Origin of the sequence: Cryobacterium sp. 10C3, from assembly GCF_034314285.1 — a bacterium.
Taxonomy (GTDB): domain Bacteria; phylum Actinomycetota; class Actinomycetes; order Actinomycetales; family Microbacteriaceae; genus Cryobacterium; species Cryobacterium glucosi.
Genome location: NZ_JAVIWF010000002.1, coordinates 2,717,559 through 2,734,563, shown reverse-complemented (window position 1 = coordinate 2,734,563; position 17,005 = coordinate 2,717,559). Strand labels below are relative to the sequence as shown.

The 17,005-nt window shown below is 68.5% G+C and carries 10 protein-coding genes and 1 pseudogene; 4 read left to right on the top strand and 7 right to left on the bottom strand.

The genetic code is table 11. The features are described from left to right. Window positions 1–80: 80 nt before the first annotated feature. Window positions 81–2,096 carry a glycosyltransferase family 2 protein gene (locus RGU41_RS13850; RefSeq protein WP_416172970.1) on the top strand — a complete coding sequence of 672 codons (2,016 nt, stop codon included), beginning with the start codon at window positions 81–83 and terminating at the stop codon, window positions 2,094–2,096. An 85-nt stretch (window positions 2,097–2,181) separates the two neighbouring features. Here the strand turns inward: RGU41_RS13850 and RGU41_RS13845 are convergent, their stop codons facing one another. From RGU41_RS13845 to RGU41_RS13815, 7 genes are all read right to left on the bottom strand, one after another. Then, window positions 2,182–2,676 carry a SprT-like domain-containing protein gene (locus tag RGU41_RS13845; protein ID WP_322136567.1) on the bottom strand — a complete coding sequence of 165 codons (495 nt, stop codon included), beginning with the start codon at window positions 2,674–2,676 and terminating at the stop codon, window positions 2,182–2,184. Beyond that, window positions 2,676–3,974, bottom strand: a complete 1,299-nt coding sequence (locus RGU41_RS13840) for a PQQ-dependent sugar dehydrogenase (RefSeq protein WP_322136566.1) — start codon at window positions 3,972–3,974, stop codon at window positions 2,676–2,678. Before RGU41_RS13840 ends, RGU41_RS13845 begins: the two co-directional genes overlap by 1 nt. A gap of 370 nt (window positions 3,975–4,344) precedes the next feature. Continuing rightward, window positions 4,345–4,890: a hypothetical protein gene (locus tag RGU41_RS13835; RefSeq protein ID WP_322136565.1), complete on the bottom strand. Its 546-nt coding sequence runs from the start codon at window positions 4,888–4,890 to the stop codon at window positions 4,345–4,347. Window positions 4,891–5,017: 127 nt separating this feature from the next. Continuing rightward, entirely contained in the window at window positions 5,018–5,911 is an 894-nt protein-coding gene (locus RGU41_RS13830) for a hypothetical protein (protein ID WP_322136564.1), read from the bottom strand. Beyond that, the gene (locus tag RGU41_RS13825) at window positions 5,863–11,652 is read right to left on the bottom strand and encodes a hypothetical protein (RefSeq protein ID WP_322136563.1); all 5,790 of its coding nucleotides are present in this window, start codon (window positions 11,650–11,652) and stop codon (window positions 5,863–5,865) included. Before RGU41_RS13825 ends, RGU41_RS13830 begins: the two co-directional genes overlap by 49 nt. Window positions 11,653–11,666: 14 nt before the next feature. Next, window positions 11,667–12,032: a hypothetical protein gene (locus RGU41_RS13820; protein WP_322136562.1), complete on the bottom strand. Its 366-nt coding sequence runs from the start codon at window positions 12,030–12,032 to the stop codon at window positions 11,667–11,669. 190 nt (window positions 12,033–12,222) lie between these two features. Further along, a complete protein-coding gene (locus RGU41_RS13815; protein WP_322136561.1) occupies window positions 12,223–13,092 on the bottom strand; it encodes a fused MFS/spermidine synthase in 870 nt (289 codons plus the stop codon). Between the two features lie 366 nt (window positions 13,093–13,458). Here RGU41_RS13815 and rpoB point away from each other — a divergent pair. The 3 genes and pseudogenes from rpoB to RGU41_RS20985 all read left to right on the top strand — a co-directional run. Beyond that, window positions 13,459–16,446: pseudogene (gene rpoB, locus RGU41_RS13810) on the top strand (DNA-directed RNA polymerase subunit beta); the annotation flags it as partial. A gap of 58 nt (window positions 16,447–16,504) precedes the next feature. Then, window positions 16,505–16,603 (top strand): hypothetical protein, encoded by a 99-nt coding sequence (locus tag RGU41_RS20990; protein WP_416173156.1) that lies wholly within the window; start codon window positions 16,505–16,507, stop codon window positions 16,601–16,603. After that, complete coding sequence (locus tag RGU41_RS20985; RefSeq protein ID WP_416173155.1) at window positions 16,575–16,958, top strand: hypothetical protein; 384 nt, start codon at window positions 16,575–16,577, stop codon at window positions 16,956–16,958. Before RGU41_RS20990 ends, RGU41_RS20985 begins: the two co-directional genes overlap by 29 nt. Window positions 16,959–17,005 lie beyond the last annotated feature (47 nt).

Sequence of the window (17,005 nt, the reverse complement as noted above, 5' to 3'; positions counted from 1 at the left end):
CCCCGCGCCCGGACTTCACATTCACCATGGAGGCGATCGGGTATGCGGTCGTGGTCACGTTCCTGACCTTCTCGGCACTGATGTATCTCGTCGCGCGACTCGGTTCGATGTATCGCTATCAGAGCCATGTCCGGGTGCCGCGCGGCGAACTCGACCGGCATTTCGGCAACTACCGGCAGGGGATCACCGTGCTGGTGCCCTCGTACGCCGAGGAGACGCACGTCGTCCGCGCCACGCTGTGGTCCGCGGCGCTGCAGGAATTCCCCGAGCTGCGGATCGTCCTGCTCCTCGACGACGCACCGTACCCGACCGACCCGGAGACCCTCCGCGTGCTCGAAGCGACCCGGGCGCTCGCCGGGGAGATCGGCGAACTGCTCGCGGTGCCCGCCGGACGGTTCCAGCGCAGCGTTGAACGCAGGCTCGACCGGTTCCTGGACGACCCGCAGGTGACGGCGGCGGATGTCCGTGACCTCGCGTCCGACTACGCCGCCGCCGCGGACTGGCTCGAGGAGATGGCCGGGCAGGAGGAGGTCCACGACCATGTCGACGAGTTCTTCGTCGACCAGGTCATCATGGGCCTGGCCAGGGAGCTGCGCCTCAGCCTGCTCGCACTCGAGGCGGCGGCCGAGGGCGCCGACTTCCCCGACGCGGACCAGATCGTGACGCTGTCATTGCGCCTGGCGCGGATCTTCACCACCCGGCTCGACTACTTCGAACGCAAGAAATACGCCTCCCTCTCGCACGAGGCGAACAAGGCGATGAACCTCAACTCGTACATCGGACTGATGGGCACGTCTTGGGTGACGGACCACACGGCAGAAGGCACCGTGCTGCGTGCCGCCGTCGGCGAGACCGTCGGCGACTTCACCGTGCCGGACACGACCTACCTGCTCACCCTCGACGCGGACTCCCTGCTGCTGCGGGACTACTGCGTGCGTCTCGTCTACCTGCTCGAGGAGCCGGAGAACGCCCGGGTCGCCGTCACGCAGACGCCGTACTCCTCATTCCACGGGGCCCCGACCCGCATCGAGCGGGTGGCGGGCGCGTCGACCGACCTGCAGCACATGCTGCACCAGGGCATGACCTACTACAACGCGACGTTCTGGGTCGGCGCGAACGCCGTCATCCGCAAGAAGGCCATCGAGGACATCGTCGAAGTGGAGGAGGTCGGCGGGTTCGAGATCCGCACCTACATCCAGGACCGCACCGTGATCGAGGACACCGAGTCGAGCATCGACCTCGGCAGCCACGGCTGGACCCTCGTCAACTACCCCGAACGCCTGAGCTACAGCGCCACGCCGCCGGACTTCGGTTCGCTCATCGTGCAGCGCCGCCGCTGGGCCAACGGCGGCCTGCTCATCCTGCCGAAGTTCTGGGACCAGCTCAGGGAGCGTCGATTCCGCCGCGAGCGGGTTCGCTGGAGCGAGGTCTTCCTCCGTACTAACTACATGGCCTCGATCGCCTGGTCGAGTTTCGGGCTCGTGTTCCTGCTGGCATTCCCCTACGACAGCCGGCTGCTCAGCCCCTTCGTCTTCCTCGCGGCCCTGCCGTACTTCCTCGCGATGGGCAGCGACCTGCGCGAGGCCGGCCATCGCTTCAGCGACGTGTTCCGCATCTACGGCTTCAACCTCGTGCTGCTCCCGGTCAACCTCGCCGGCGTGCTCAAGTCTTTCCAGCAGATGTTGTCGGCCGAGAAGATCCCGTTCGTGCGCACCCCGAAGGTGCTGAACCGCACGGCCGCGCCCGCGCTCTACGTGATCGTTCCCTACCTGATCGTGGCGTTCTCGCTACTGACCCTGTACCGGGACATCAACCAACAGAACGTCGGAAATGCCATCTTCGCGGCGTTCAACGCGGTGGCGACCGGTGCGGCGATACTGATGTACATCGGCCTGTGGAACTCGGTCGTCGACGTCTGGCTGGGCCTGCTCAACTTCCTCTACGTCGATGTGAAGAAGCCGAAGCAGCCAGCGGGGTCCCGGATCGACCCGGGCGCGCCGGTCGACTGGCAGGGCATCCTCTACCACGGGGACCGGCGGCTCAACCGGGACAGCCGCACCTCCAGGGACCGACGTCACCGGATCGGCGTGCGCTAGGCATCCACCGCCCGTCGGGCAAGCGCCTGCTCCGGTCACGCCCGCTTCTGTCACGCCCGGCCGGTGGCCGGTCTCCCGGCCCGCCCTAGAGTCCGGCCGACGCCGCGGCGCGCCGCCGAGCCGCCGCAGTGATCTCCCGGCTCGTCCAGGTGACGAGGTGGTCACTGTTGAAGCCGCGCCCGCACAGCCCGCAGGCGAGGGCGCGCGTCGGCCTCCGGTACCGGTAGTGGATATGGCCGGCCGGGCAGACGCCCACCCACGGGGCGAGCTCGTTGGCGATCTCGCCGTCGTGCGTGCGCTTGCCGTCGTAGCCCAGGTCGCGGGCGATGGACCTCCACTTCGGGCCGTGGCCGGCGCGCGGGCCGGCGAGCGCGTGCCCGACCTCGTGCAGCAGGATCTGGTGCACGTCGTCGTCCTCGTACCGAGAGGCGAGGTAACGCGAGATCGTGATGCGTTTCGCCGTGAAGTTGCACAGCCCGGCGCGTTTCTTGGCGTTGTCGAACGCGAAGGTCCAGCCGGCGTCGAGGTGCAGGTCGATGAGCGCTTCGGCCCAGCGCCGCACGCGGGTGAGGTCCGCCATCAGGGCGCCGCCGCAAATCGGGCGGGCTCATTCGCTCGCTGCGCCACCCGAATGCCACGCGCCAGGGGCGTGGTCTGCTCCACTCGAACCGAGTAGAGCTTGTCGTCGCCGTCGGCTCGGATGCCGCGGCCGTCCGTGTTGTTCGTCACAAACCACAGTGTGCCATCCGGGCCGGGCACCACGTCACGCAGCCGGCCGTAGGTGTTGACAAACCACGCGCTCGCCGCGCCTGTTGAGGAGTCGACCCGCCAGAGTCGTTCGCCCCGCAGCGCCGCGAGGAACAGAGTGTCCCCGATGATCGCGAGCCCGCTCGGACTGGCCTCGGACGTGCGCCACTGCACGACCGGGTCGGTGTACCGCGGGTCGTGCGCGATGCCTTCGGCGTCCGGCCAGCCATAGTCGGCTCCCGGCGTGATCAGGTTGAGTTCGTCCCACGTCGACTGCCCGAACTCGCTCGCCCACAGCCGGCCGCGCGAATCCCAGGCGATGCCCTGCGGATTCCGGTGCCCATATGAGTAGACGAGCGTCCCGAACGGATTGTCCGGCGGCACGGCGCCGGTCGGCGTCATCCGGAGAATCTTCCCACCGAGCGACCCGAGGTCCTGCGCGGCGGCGGTGTTCCCGGCGTCGCCGGTCGTCGCATAGAGCATTCCGTCCGGCCCGAAGCGGATGCGCCCGCCATCGTGATTGCCTGCCCGCGGGATCCCCGAGAGCACCGGTTCGGAGCTCCCGAGCGTGAGGCTTCCGAGGGTGCCGGTGAGCGGCATCCGCACGATCTGGTTGGAGGTGGTGCCGGTGAAATACGCGTACACCCAGCCCCCGGGTCCCGCGCTGGGGGCCCCGACGGCCGCGGCCGAGTCGGCGAGGTAGGCGAGGCCGAGCAGCCCGCCCTCGCCGCGCGCGACGACACCGGGAACCGTGCCGGCATCGCGGAGTCCGCCGGACAGCAGCTCGCGCACGCGTGCGGTGCCCCGTTCACTGATCAGGGTGCCGCCGCCGGGCAGGCGAAGGATCGACCACGGCACCTCGAGGCCCGAGGCGAGGACGACGGGGTCACCGACCGGCTCGACCGGCCCCACGCCCTCACCGGGGCCCTGGCCGGGTCCGGCGTTCGGGTCGCCCGGTTGCGCCCCGTGGTCAGGACTCGGCACACCGGTCGAACCCGGGGATGGCGTCGCGGGCGACGGCCCCGACGATGCGGATGCCGCCGCGGGCGTTCCTAGCGCGTCGGAGGTGCACGCCACCAGTACCGGGGCGATCAGCGTGACCACTGCGAGCACGGCCAGGTGCCGGACCACCCGGCCGGCATGGTGCGCCGAACGCCGGGCATGCCGCACTCCACGCGGCTGCGTCGGCGGGAGTGCGCATCCCTGTGCCGGCTCGTGCGGCGGCATCCACTCGTCCACTGCGACCTCCCGACTCCTCCTGCACCGGCCCGCTGCCGCGGGGCCTGCCCTACCGTGTGCCCGCGCATCCGGAACAGTGGGGGAACCGGCTACGCCCGTTCCCCCAGAATGCCCCGTCCACCGACATCGACCACCGGGTTGCCGCAGCGTCCTCCGCGTGGTCCGTTCCCGCGACTGCCGTCGCGACTGTTTGCGCAGCCCGCTCCCACATCGCGGGCGCGGCTTGCGGAAACCGACGCGGGCGCGAGCACGCGCCAGGGGGTTAGCGGCCCTGGCCCCGCTCGGCGATGATGGACTCGACGACCGCGACGGCGACGAGAGACCCTTCGAGCTGCTCGACGGATGCCCCGGCCTTCTCCCGCAGGAACACGGCGGCGGTGAGGTCGGTGAGGGCCCCCTCGAGGTCGCCCTGCTCGAACAGGACCTTCCCGCGGTTCTCCCGCGCGAACGCCGCAACCGCGCTCCACTCGTGCGTCTCGGCCTCGAGAACGCAGTGGGTGAGCTCGCTCGCGGCCTCATCGAGCTTGCCCTGGAACTGCATCACCTGGGCCCGGCGGATGCGGCTGGCCGCGAGTTCCTCCCGGGATCCGGTGAACCGGGCCTGGCGCAGGGCGGCGTTGGCCATGTCGAAGGCCTCGTCGAGGCGTCCGATCAGGCGCAGCAGCGCGATCTTCTCGTTGAGCGCGGACAGGCTGCGCAACTCGCCGAGTTCGTCGAGGCGCTGCCCGGCGGCGAGCAGGTCGACTTTTTCACGGAGGGTGACGGCGTCGTAACCAATGATGATGGGCAGGGTGTAGTCCAGAGGCAAGGGCGGCCGGGTGTGCCGCGGACGATCGGGTTCCCTAACAGGATATCCCGACCATGCCGCGGCGACACCCGTACGGGGTGTGCCGGCGAACTTTCCGGCCCGGCCCCGGTCCGCTCGCCGCACCCCGCTAGTACCCCGTGTACGTGTCCTTGACGTAGGAGTCGACTCCCTCGGCCATGCACGCCTTCATCGACGCCTCGTAGCTGCTCCAGTTCGTCTTTGCGTCCGAGCCGTACATGCTGAGGTTCTCGCCGAACGATCCGACGACATTCATGAACGTTCCCACGTCACTCGTCACCGCCCCGATCGGCACCGCGCCGCTGTACCCCGTTTTCGCGGCGATCCGGGTCTGGAGGTCGGCCTTGGCGGCGTTGAAGATGTCCTCGGCCGTCGCGTTCGGGCCGAGCCCCGCGCCGGCGCCCAGCGTGGGTGTCGCGCTGTTCGAGGACGGCAGGGTGAGGATCTCGCCCTTGCCGTTCGCCCAGTCGTTGAGGCACTTCGTCGCGAGCATCGCGAGGTCGACCTGTGCCTGGATGACCGTTCCGGCCTTGTCGATCGCGTCGGCGACCGCACCACCGGCTCCCGCGGCCCTGAGGCCGGCTGCCGCGAGTTTCAGCCCGACGGCGGCGACCTTGGCGACCATCAACTGGGCGAGGGACACCCCCGTCGCGACGGTGATCACGGCGGCGAGCATGCGTTGGCTGATCGAACTGAACCAGTTGCCGACCTTCTCGCGGGTGCTGTAGCGGTGAATCTTGGCCTCGACGTAGCGGTCCCTGTCCATGATCACCCACGCGGTCTGGTCCCTCGACGCGTCGGCGTAGTCCCAGCCGTCGAAGCGGTTGCCTTCGATGTCCTCGGCCTGCAGCTGCACCGTGGTGCCGCGCGTGTACCGGTTGCCGGCCCCTCCCGGGCAGTTGCCGGGCGTGGTCGCCGACAGGTCCTTCCCGGAGATCGTGTAGCAGATGATCGTCAGGTCGAGGGTGTTCGGGCCGGAGACGTTGCCCTGGGCATCCACCACGCGTGTCGGGCCGGTGCCGTCGGTGCTTCCCCCACCGAGTAGGTGTACTGCCCGGCAACGGTCACGGCGGTGGTCACGGTGCGGCCGGGGCGCGAATAGAGAGGCGGGCATCCGCCGTCGTCGACGACGATCTTCTTGGCGGTCTCCGGGTCGAGGGCGGATGCCTGGCCCGAATCGTCGATGACCCGAACGTTCAGCCCGATCGGTGCGCAGTACTCGAGGCGATAGCTGCCGCCGCCGTAGACCTTGGCGCGACCTTCGAAGAAGCCCTGGGAGGTGCCGAACTCCGCCATTTCGTCCAGGCCCGAGGCGTTGACCATGCTCGTGATCGGCACGAGATTGGGGGACCCGGCGATGGCGGCAGGCAGCAGGTAGCCGGCCTGGCCCCGGGGCAGTTCGCCGGCGCGTTCGCAATAACTCTCGTCGGCTGACAGGGGAGCGATCATGTAGGAGCCGCCCTGCGGGAGGCTCACGATGGGTGGCTTGCAGCTCGCGTTGTACCAGCCGGCGGTCAGCGTGATGGCGCTGTTCACCCGGGCGAGGTCGATCGTCGTTCCCCCGGACGTCCCCGGGTTGCCGTTCCAGACGACACCCTGTTCGGTGCTGCTGCTCCAGCGCACCGATGCGGTGTTGCCGGTGTAGCCCCGCCAGCCCATGATGCCGTACTCCGGCTGGGTCGTGGTCAGGGACAGGCGTCCCGTTGCAACCATCGAGTCTGTGGTGGTGACCACGTGGTAGCCGCCGAGTGCGCTGTTGCTGGTCGTGGTCGTGGATGCGACGTCGCCGCACTGCGTGAGGGGTCCGTCCTTCGCCCACGTGGCACCGGCGGGCTCGCCCGTGCGCGCGGCGAAGTAGTCGCGGATCGCTTTCGAGACGACGGTGACCGTCACGCACTTGACCATGCTGAACTGGGCTCCGACCTGGAACCTGTCCTCCCACGGCACGGTGAGTTGTGTCGTGGCGGTGGTGGCAGCGCTCGTGAGCAGCTTTCCGGTCGGAGCCGCCAGCAGCGTCGTCGCGGTGTTGTCGCGCGACGAGCCGCCGAGCCATGAACCGAACGCGGCGGTGGGCTTCGCGGTGGCCACGACGGTGATCTTCGTTCCCGGAACGTATCCGGCCTCGCCGCCGACGGTGCAGGCTCCGGACGAGGGCTTCAGGCCCCAGCTGGTGGACGGCCGATCGGCGGCTGTCACCGCGACGCTGCCGCCCTCGGTAACGGGGAGGTCGACCACCGTGCAGGCCTTGACGCGGAACGTGGCGGCGACCGCGCGATCGGCGGTCATCGCCACCTGGGCGGAGTACGGGCCGGTGAGGGTCGCTCCGGTGAGGGTGTCGAGCTCCAATTCGGATTGGGTGTGTTCTTCGGAGAGGTTGGCGGGAACGAGCGTCAGGTCCACGATGGTGCCCGCTGCATAGCGGGAGAAGCCGGTCTTCTGGTCGGCCAGCTCCTGCGCGGTGGACCCGTACGGACTGGCGCAGTTCGGCCGGGTATTCGCGCGCGCCCAGCCCTGCGCGTAGGGGTCGAGCAGGCCCCAGTCCACCGTGGGGGTCAGCTTCAGGGTGAAGCAGGTCGGCGCGTAGTGCTCGGTGTAGCCGACGCGGATGAATCCGGTCACGACGAACAGGAAGGATCGTCCCTGCGAAAGACGCATCGAGCCGTCGATCGTCCAGCTGTCGACGGCGTAGTCGGGATGTGCGTATGCCGTGGCGCGCAGCAGGCTGCCGGTGACGACGCCGAGCTTGTCGTCACCGCAGCGCACGGAGTTGCTGTAGTCGATGGTTCCGAAGACGATCGGGTATACGCACAGCCTGGCGTCGGCCGTTCCGCTCACGACGGCGCCGGGGGCGTCGTCTCGCGAGATGAAGGTGACTGTGTACTCGGTGCTGACGGGTGCCGACTGGGCGGTCGTCACCGGGGTGAGCGTGCAGCTGCCCGCGAGCGCGGGCCCGTTGCATCCGACGCCGGGGAGGTCGAAGTACACCCGGCCGACGGCGGCGGCACCGGTCGTCGTAGTGGTCCAGCTGGCGGTGATCGGCTCGCCGTATACCCACTCGTCGGGGGTCGGGGAGAACGTCACCGCGAGGTCCGTGCCCCGGGCTGACGCGGTGAATTGCGTCACGCTGTGCGACGCTTCGTTGTCGGCGTCGCCGTCGTAGTGCGCGTACAGGGTGTTCTCGCCCATCCGCACGGATGCCCCGGGCAGGGTGCATGCGCCGGTCCCGTCTGCGGCGCAGAGGGTGTCGTTCGAACCGGTGAGGATGATCGTGCCGGTGGGCGCGGGGCTGGTCTGGGAGCCGGCCTGCAGCACCCGGGCGGAGACCGGGAGGGCGTCGCCCGCGCGAGCCCCGTCCGGGACGACCACCGCGACGCTCGTGGCGCGTTTGTCCACGGTGCCCGTCAGGTCCGCGGTCGCGGCGCTCGTGTCGACACCGTCACCCGGTGTGGACGCGGACAGGGCGAGGGACCCTGCGTGCAGGGTGGGGACCGCGACCGTGCCGCGGAAGAACCCGGTGGCGCCGCTGCGGATCAGGCTCAGGGGGTAGTCGGTGCCCAGCACGGTGACCGTGGCCGGCACCGAACGGGAGGACCCCGTCAGGGTGCCGCTCGGCTCGGCCGTGACCGTGACCGTGAGGCTGTCGCCGACCGTGACCGGCTGAACGGCCAGGGACAGGTCGGTCGTGGGCGCGCTGACCGCGAGGTCGAGGACCGGGCTCGACGTGGAGGCCCGCAACGGCCCGTACTCGACGCTCGCATGCACGGCCAGAGTGCCTCCGCGGAGGTTGGCGACGGTCACCGTTCCGCTCAGTCCCTCAGGGGACCCGAACAGTTGCGTGGTGCCGATGACCGTGCCGGTGGCGTCCAGGAGATCCGCTCGTGTGCCGGCGGCGAGTCCCGTCGACGAGAAGGAGAGCCAGGCGGCCGTGATGGTCAGCTCGACGGACGCGCCGGCGACGAGCGCTGCGCCGGGGTCGGTCCGGGAGACCGTGAGCTGGGGGACGGGAACCGGCTGCACGGTCGTGACGGCAGGGTCCGAAGCGGCAGGCGCCAGTTCGCTCGCCGCGGTGAAGGTGACCACCGCACGGATGCCGTGGGCCCCGGCGACGAGCAGGGTGGGGGCCGCGGTGCCGTGGCCTGCCGTGTCGAGGGTGATCGTGCCGAGGTCGCTGACCGTCGCATCCGGGGCCGTCGCCGTGAGGTTCACCTGGGTCACGAGGTCGAGCGGAACGCCGCTGAGGTCGACCGTCACCGGGAAGGCGGTGCCGAGCGGCGCCGAGGCGGGGGCGCCGACGGTGATGACAGGGGTGTAGTTCCGTAGCGCGGAGACCGGCACCACGTCGGTGCGCGTGGCATAGAGGCCGTCGCCGGTGTACTCGGCGCGGAGCACGGGGTGCGCACCGGGTGCGGACAGCCGCAGGGTGACCGAGCCGTCTGCCAGGTTGCCCGTGGCGAGGATGCCGCCGGAGGCATCCAGGATGCGGATGCCGCCGGTCGGCACGGCGCGGTTCGGTGCCGCCGCATAGCTGAGGGTGAGGGTGCGGTCGCTCGGGGTGAGGTCGCCCGTCCAGACGGCGACGGGGGTCGAGGCGATTGCCAACGCGACCGTCAGCGCACCGGTCGCGTTCGACGGCTCGTACTGAGACGTCGTGTCGAAGTAGGAGGCCTGCACGGCGGCAGTGCTCGCTTGGGTCGGAGTGAACGTGTAGCGCGCCGTGCCGTCGGCGGCGAGGTCTACTCGTGCAGAGGAGCGGTCGGGCAGGGTGAAGGTCACGGCACCGGGCAGGGTCGTCTCGCCGGCGGTTGCCGTCGTCGTGGCGACGAGGGTGACGGGGGTGCCGATCTCCACCGTGTCGACCGTCGCGGCGCCCGCCGAGATGGTGAGCGTGGTGCTCGTGAGGCCGGCTCCGATCGAGACGGTCTGGCCGGCGGATGTGGCCGGGGCGTGGTCGGCGTCGCCGACCACGGTCGCCGCCAGCGTGTAGCTGCCGATCGGCAGGAGTCCCGTGAGAACCACGCTTCCGGTGCCGTGCTGGTCGGTGACGGTGACGCTGCCGGTGGCCACGAGGGCGGAGGTGCGGGTGTTGCGCACCTCGACCGTGCGCGGTCCGTCCAGATCCGAGGTGACGTCGACGGTCATCGCGTGGGCGCTTCCGCGCGGCACCAGTGTCGGTGAGGAGGCCGGCTGCAGGGCGGCGGAGACGCTCGTTCGGGCCGGGGCGATGGTGATCGTCGACGTGGTCTCGGAGGCCTCGAATCCGGTGGCTGGAACGAAGGCGAAGCGCAGGTCGGTGCTTCCCGCGTGGAGGGCGGTCGTGGGGATGCTGAGCGTCTGGGTCAGCTTGGACGACTCGGTGAGCAGGGTCTGGCCCGCCCAGACCTGGATCGTCCCCTTCACCACGGTGCCGTAGTCGGCGTTCGGCGCCGTCACGACGGCGGAGGCGTTGATCACCGTACCGAGGGTGAACGGCGGGTTGTAGACGGTGGCGACGATCTGGGTCGGGTCAGGGACGATGACCGCGCCGACCTGGTAGTGGCCGGAGCTGGGCTTGAACAGGGCGGATCCCGCGTAGTCGGCGGTGATGTACGGATCGGAAAGGAGGGTGACCTGCTTCTCCGCCGAGCCGTCCACGAGGGTGAGGGTCTCGGTGGTCCCGTCGATGGTGAGGTCGACGGTTCCGTCCGGCTTCATCGACGTGGCGTAGGTCGGGGCGACCGTCACGGTCACGGTCGCCGGTCCGTTCACCGCGGCGGCGGCATCCGTGCTGATGGTGACCTCGGTGTCGGCGAGGAACGACCAGATGCGCACGTTCGAGGTGCCGGCGGCGACGGCGGTGCCGGCCGGTTCGAAGCTGAAGCTGAGCGGATGCGAGCCCGGATCGAGCGGAGCCATGCCGCTCAGGGAGGCGCGGGCGACGTGCGGGTCGCCGGGCGCGAGGGCCAGGGCGACCCGGGCGCCGAGGGGGACGGCGCCGTCGAGGAACTGTACGGTGCCCATCGGGTCGCCGTCCGGAACGGTGACCTCGGCCGAGAGGACGGGTGTCGCGCCGAAGCCGTCGAATCCGATGCTGAGCACGGGCTCGATCAGTGCGGGCGCGACCGCCGTCGACGGGGTGACGCCCGCCGCCTGGGCGGGTGCCGCAACGGTGACGGCCGGAACGACGCCGGCGACGAGGGCGACGACCACGAGCATGGCGACCCGCCCGCCGGCGGCGGTCAGGGGCAGGGTGCGCTGCCACGGGCGGCGCGGCGCGCTCGTGCCCGCGGTCGTCGCGGCGGATGCGCCGGGCACGGCCGCGACGATGACGGCGAGGGCCATCCCGGTGAGGGCGAGGAGTGCCGCGAGGATCGCCGCGAGCACGAGCAGCCCGGTGGCGCTGGTGCCGTCGCCGTCGATCGCGCGTGATGCAGCGGTGCCGGCCCAGGTGAGGCCGGCGGATACACCGGCGCCCACGACGACGAAGAGAAGCAGGGGGACCAGGCGCTGGCGCAGGCCGATGATCGCGGTGCGGACAAGTGCTCGGAGGGAGCGGGGAGCGTCGAGCGTGGCCGCGAGCAGGGCGGGCAGGAGGAGGAGCAGGGCCAGCGTCGGAACGGACGGGATGGCGGCCACGAGGGCGATGCGGGTGCCGCGGGTGAATCGCCTTCCCTCTGGCTCGCGCACGCGGGCGTTCCGCACGAACAGGACAACGGCCACGATCAGGGCCGCAGCGCTCGCGGGCAGCGCCAGGATCGTGGCGAGCACCAGGGCGACGAGCGTCAGCAGCAGGGCGAGCGCGAGCCGGGGAAGGTGCGCGCCGCGCCGAGCAGGGAGCGGCCGACCCGGGGCGCGCTCGCGCGAACGCCCTGGGGGAGGTGGGCCCGGCGGTGCAGGACCCCGACCGCGACGATTCCGAAGACCAGGAGCGCGGCACTGACGACGGTGATGAGCGTGGTGACGATCGTGGCCCAGACGAGTGCGCCGTCGGCCGTTTCGGCCAGCCGACCGCCGACGAAGGTGCCACCGAGAAGGAGGAAGACCATCAGCACGAGGGGGCCGGCGGCCACGGAGGCGGCGGCAACGCCCGCAGTGCGCAGCAGCATCATCGGCGACACGCTGCGGCGTAGTCGCTCGGAAAAGGACACACGTTCGAACTCGACAGCAGACATCGCTTGGACCCCCGGATATCAGCGCGCTACCGTGCACGACAGTTTCTCGGAGCCTAGTGGTTTTTTCCAGCCTCGATCGGGTTTTTTATTGCAACGATTTGTCTTCGTCGCCGGGGGCCCCTTCGCGGGGCCGCAACGTCACCAAACGTTCATGTTCTGCTCCGGCTCAGTTGCCGATCTGGAACACCGTGCGGCCGGGCAGCGGGGACGGCGTCGCCGTCGCATCCGTGGTCACGAGCGCGGCCGCCATGAACTGGCGCAGCTCCGCGCCCTCGACGACTTTGGCCGGGTGCGGGCCGCCGGCGAGCAGCCGCGGCACCCAGGTCAGGTCGACCGGCGAGAGCGTTGCGACGAGCACGATGTTGCCGAACCGGCGCCCCTTGAGCACCTGGGTCTCTGCGAGGCCGATCACGTGCGGGAACACCGCGGAGAGCGTCGCCGCCTGCGCGCGCGCGAAGGCGAGCCCCGGCCCGTCGGCGACGTTCAAGACGAGCACCCCGCGCGGGCTCAGCAGCGGCCGGGCGAGCTCGTAGAATTCGCGGCTCGTCACGTGGGCGGGGGTGCGCGCCCCCGAGAAGATGTCGACGACGACGAGGTCGGTCGTGCCGTGCAGCCCGGCGGGCAGCTTGGCGAGCACCTCGCGGGCGTCGCCGTGCCGCACCCGCAGGTTCGCGCGCTTGTCCCAGGGCAGCTCGGCCCGCACGAAGTCGATCAGGTCGCTCTCGATCTCGACGACCTGCTGCCGCGAGCCGGGCCGCGTCGCCTCGACGTACCGGGGGAGGGTGAGCGCACCCGCGCCGAGGTGCACGGCCGTGATCGCTTCGCCGACGTCCCCGAGCAGGTCGATGACGTGCCCGATCCGCTGCACGTACTCGAAGAACAACTCACCGGGGTTGTCGATGTTCACGTGCGACTGCGGCGTGCCGTCGACGATGAGCTCGAAGCTCCCCGGAACGAACCGGTCCGGCACGATTTCCGCGGTCAAACCGCTCAGCTTCAACGTGACCGACGGATGCTGCACTTCTGACCTGCTCATTCCCCCAGTCTCACCCACCCACCCCCACCCCCACTCCGCGAGAGTACGAAATAGGCCCCTTCAGCGGCGCCGAAAGGGCCATTTCTCCGCTCTCGCGGAAGGTGGGCGGCGGGGCGGGGGAGCGGATGCGGCGGGTTATACCTGAGAAAATGGTGAAGGTCAAGATTGGGGTGGACATAGGGGGAAAGAGAGCCTATAGTTGATCTTTGCGCTCCCAGACAAATCTATGCCTTCATATTGCGGTCGGCTTTGCGTGCTCAAGCCACCTTGAGGCATACCTCGTATCAAACTGAGGGTCTGGGGAGCGTACTCGGAATTCATTACTAACAGTGACTAGACCTGACGGGGTCTACGGAGGTTATTTCCTTGGCTGCTGCGCGCAACGCAACCACCAACTCACCCAAGAACGGCCGCGCTGCAGGGCGTCTGTCGTTCGCAAAGATCACAGACAATCTGACGGTCCCGGACCTGCTCGCCTTGCAGACGGAGTCCTTCGATTGGCTTGTCGGAAACGACAAGTGGAAGAAGCGTGTCGAAGAAGGTCAGGCGCAAGGTCGCCAGGACCTCCCGACCCGCACCGGGCTCGACGAGATCTTCGAAGAGATCTCCCCGATCGAGGACCTCGGCGAAACGATGCAGCTGTCGTTCACCAACCCCGAGCTCGAGCCTGAGAAGTACACCATTGACGAGTGCAAGGAAAAGGGCAAGACCTATTCCGCACCCCTCTATGTGAACGCTGAGTTCATGAACCACCTCACCGGTGAGATCAAGACCCAGACCGTGTTCATGGGTGACTTCCCGCTGATGACCCCCAAGGGCACCTTCGTGATCAACGGCACCGAGCGTGTCGTCGTTTCACAGCTCGTGCGCTCGCCCGGTGTGTACTTCAACCGTGAGCAGGAGAAGACCTCCGACAAGGACATCTACTCCGCCCGCGTCATCCCGAGCCGTGGAGCCTGGCTCGAATTCGAGATCGACAAGCGTGACCAGGTCGGCGTTCGCATCGACCGCAAGCGCAAGCAGTCCGTGACCGTGTTCCTCAAGGCACTCGGCCTCACGAGCGAGCAGATCCTCGAAGAGTTCAAGGGCTTCGCGTCCATCGAGCTCACCCTTGAGAAGGACAACATCCTCACCAAGGAAGAAGCCCTCAAGGACATCTACCGCAAGCTGCGCCCGGGAGAGCAGGTCGCCGCAGAGGCAGCCCGCGCGCTCCTCGACAACTTCTTCTTCAACTCCAAGCGTTACGACCTGGCCAAGGTTGGTCGTTACAAGATCAACCGCAAGCTCGGCATCGAAGCGCCGCTCAGCTCTTCCGTGCTGACCCTCGAGGACATCCTCGCCACGATCAAGTACCTGGTTGCCCTTCACGACAACCAGACCACGATCTCCGGCATCCGTGAGGGCGTCCCCACCGACATCCGCATCGACATCGACGATATCGACCACTTCGGTAACCGTCGTATCCGCGCCGTCGGCGAGCTCATCCAGAACCAGGTCCGCACCGGCCTGTCCCGCATGGAGCGCGTCGTCCGCGAGCGCATGACCACGCAGGACATCGAAGCGATCACCCCGCAGACCCTGATCAACGCGCAAGCCCAGTCGTCAGCCGCGGTCAAAGAGTTCTTCGGTTCCAGCCAGCTTTCGCAGTTCATGGACCAGAACAACCCGCTGTCCGAGACTCACCCACAAGCGCCGCTTGTCTCTGCGCTCGGCCCGGGTGGTCTGTCCCGTGACCGCGCCGGCGTCGAGGTGCGAGACGTTCACCCCTCGCACTACGGCCGCATGTGCCCGATTGAAACCCCGGAAGGCCCGAACATCGGCCTGATCGGTTCGCTCGCCTCGTTCGCGCGGATCAACGCCTTCGGATTCATCGAGACCCCGTACCGTCGTGTCGTCGACGGCGTCATCACGACGACCATCGACTACCTGACCGCGAGCGAAGAAGACGAGTTCATCGTCGCCCAGGCCAACGCGCCGCTGACCAAGGACGCCCGGTTCGCCGAGCCCCGGGTCCTCGCACGTAAGAAGGGTGGCGAGGTCGACCTCTTCCCCGCAGAAGACATCGGCTACATGGATGTCTCCCCGCGCCAGATGGTGTCCGTCGCGACCTCCCTCATCCCGTTCCTCGAGCACGACGATGCGAACCGCGCCCTCATGGGTGCGAACATGCAGCGCCAGGCCGTTCCTCTCCTCATGAGTGACAGCCCGCTCGTCGGTACCGGCATGGAGGTCTTCGCGGCCATCGACGCCGGCGACGTCATCACCGCCGACAAGTCCGGTGTGGTGATGGAGGTTTCGGCCGACGTCGTCACCATCCAGCTTGACGAGGGTGGCACGCAGGACTACTACATGCGCAAGTTCGCGCGCTCCAACCAGGGCACGAGCTACAACAACCGCGTCATGGTCACCGCAGGTGAGCGGATCGAAGCCGGCGAGGTCATCGCCGACGGTCCCGCCACCGACAACGGAGAGCTCGCCCTCGGCAAGAACCTCCTCGTGGCATTCATGCCGTGGGAAGGCTACAACTACGAGGACGCGATCATCCTGAGCCAGAACCTGGTCAAGGACGACACCCTCTCCTCGATTCACATCGAGGAATACGAGGTCGACGCCCGCGACACCAAGCTCGGCAAGGAAGAGATCACCCGCGACCTGCCGAACGTCTCCCCGGACCTGCTTGCAGACCTGGACGAGCGTGGCATCATCCGCATCGGCGCCGAGGTCCGCCCCGGCGACATCCTGGTCGGAAAGGTCACGCCGAAGGGCGAGACCGAGCTTTCCGCCGAGGAACGCCTGCTGCGCGCCATCTTCAACGAGAAGAGCCGCGAAGTTCGCGACACCTCGCTCAAGGTGCCCCACGGTGAGCGCGGAACGATCATCGGCGTCAAGGTGTTCGACTCGCAGGATGGCGACGACGAGCTCGGCTCTGGCGTCAACCAGCGTGTTGCCGTCTTCATCGCCCAGAAGCGCAAGATCACCGAGGGTGACAAGCTCGCCGGCCGTCACGGCAACAAGGGTGTTATTTCCCGCATCCTGCCGATCGAGGACATGCCGTTCCTCGCAGACGGTACCCCGGTCGACATCATCCTCAACCCGCTCGGTATCCCCGGTCGCATGAACTTCGGCCAGGTGCTCGAAACGCACCTCGGCTGGATCGCGAAGCAGGGCTGGGACGTGGAAGGCAAGCCCAAGTGGGCCGCCAACCTGCCCGAGCAGGCGCACCACGCCGCACCGAACACCAAGGTCTCCACCCCGGTGTTCGACGGCGCGTTCGAGATCGAGATCGAGGGTCTCCTCGACTCGACGACGAAGACCCGCGACGGCGTGCGACTGATCGACTCCACCGGAAAGACGCAGCTGTTCGACGGCCGCTCCGGCGAGCCGTTCCCGAACCCGATCTCGGTCGGCTACAGTGTACATCCTGAAGCTGCACCACCTCGTCGACGACAAGATCCACGCGCGTTCGACCGGTCCGTACTGCCATGATCACGCAGCAGCCGCTGGGTGGTAAGGCGCAGTTCGGTGGACAGCGATTCGGGGAGATGGAGGTCTGGGCGCTCGAGGCATACGGTGCCGCGTACGCCCTGCAGGAGCTCCTGACCATCAAGAGCGACGACATCCTCGGCCGCGTCAAGGTGTACGAGGCCATCGTCAAGGGTGAGAACATCCAGGAGCCCGGCATCCCCGAGAGCTTCAAGGTCCTCATCAAGGAAATGCAGTCGCTGTGCCTGAACGTCGAGGTGCTGTCCTCGGACGGAACCGCCGTCAGCCTGCGCGACACGGATGACGAGGTGTTCCGCGCTGCGGAAGAGCTCGGCATCAACATTTCCACCCGCTTCGAATCATCCTCGATCGACGACATCTAGGGCCGGGCAGAATGACAAATACTCCGAACACTCTTCAAGGAGAGAAA

What these genes read in the sequence shown, in the direction of transcription:
- RGU41_RS13845 (WP_322136567.1), bottom strand. Translation starts at nt 2,676, where the DNA reads ATGGCGGACCTCACCCGCGTGCGGCGCTGGGCCGAAGCGCTCATCGAC.
- RGU41_RS20985 (WP_416173155.1), top strand. Translation starts at nt 16,575, where the DNA reads ATGATCACGCAGCAGCCGCTGGGTGGTAAGGCGCAGTTCGGTGGACAG.
- RGU41_RS13850 (WP_416172970.1), top strand. Translation starts at nt 81, where the DNA reads ATGTATCTCGTCGCGCGACTCGGTTCGATGTATCGCTATCAGAGCCAT.
- RGU41_RS13815 (WP_322136561.1), bottom strand. Translation starts at nt 13,092, where the DNA reads ATGAGCAGGTCAGAAGTGCAGCATCCGTCGGTCACGTTGAAGCTGAGC.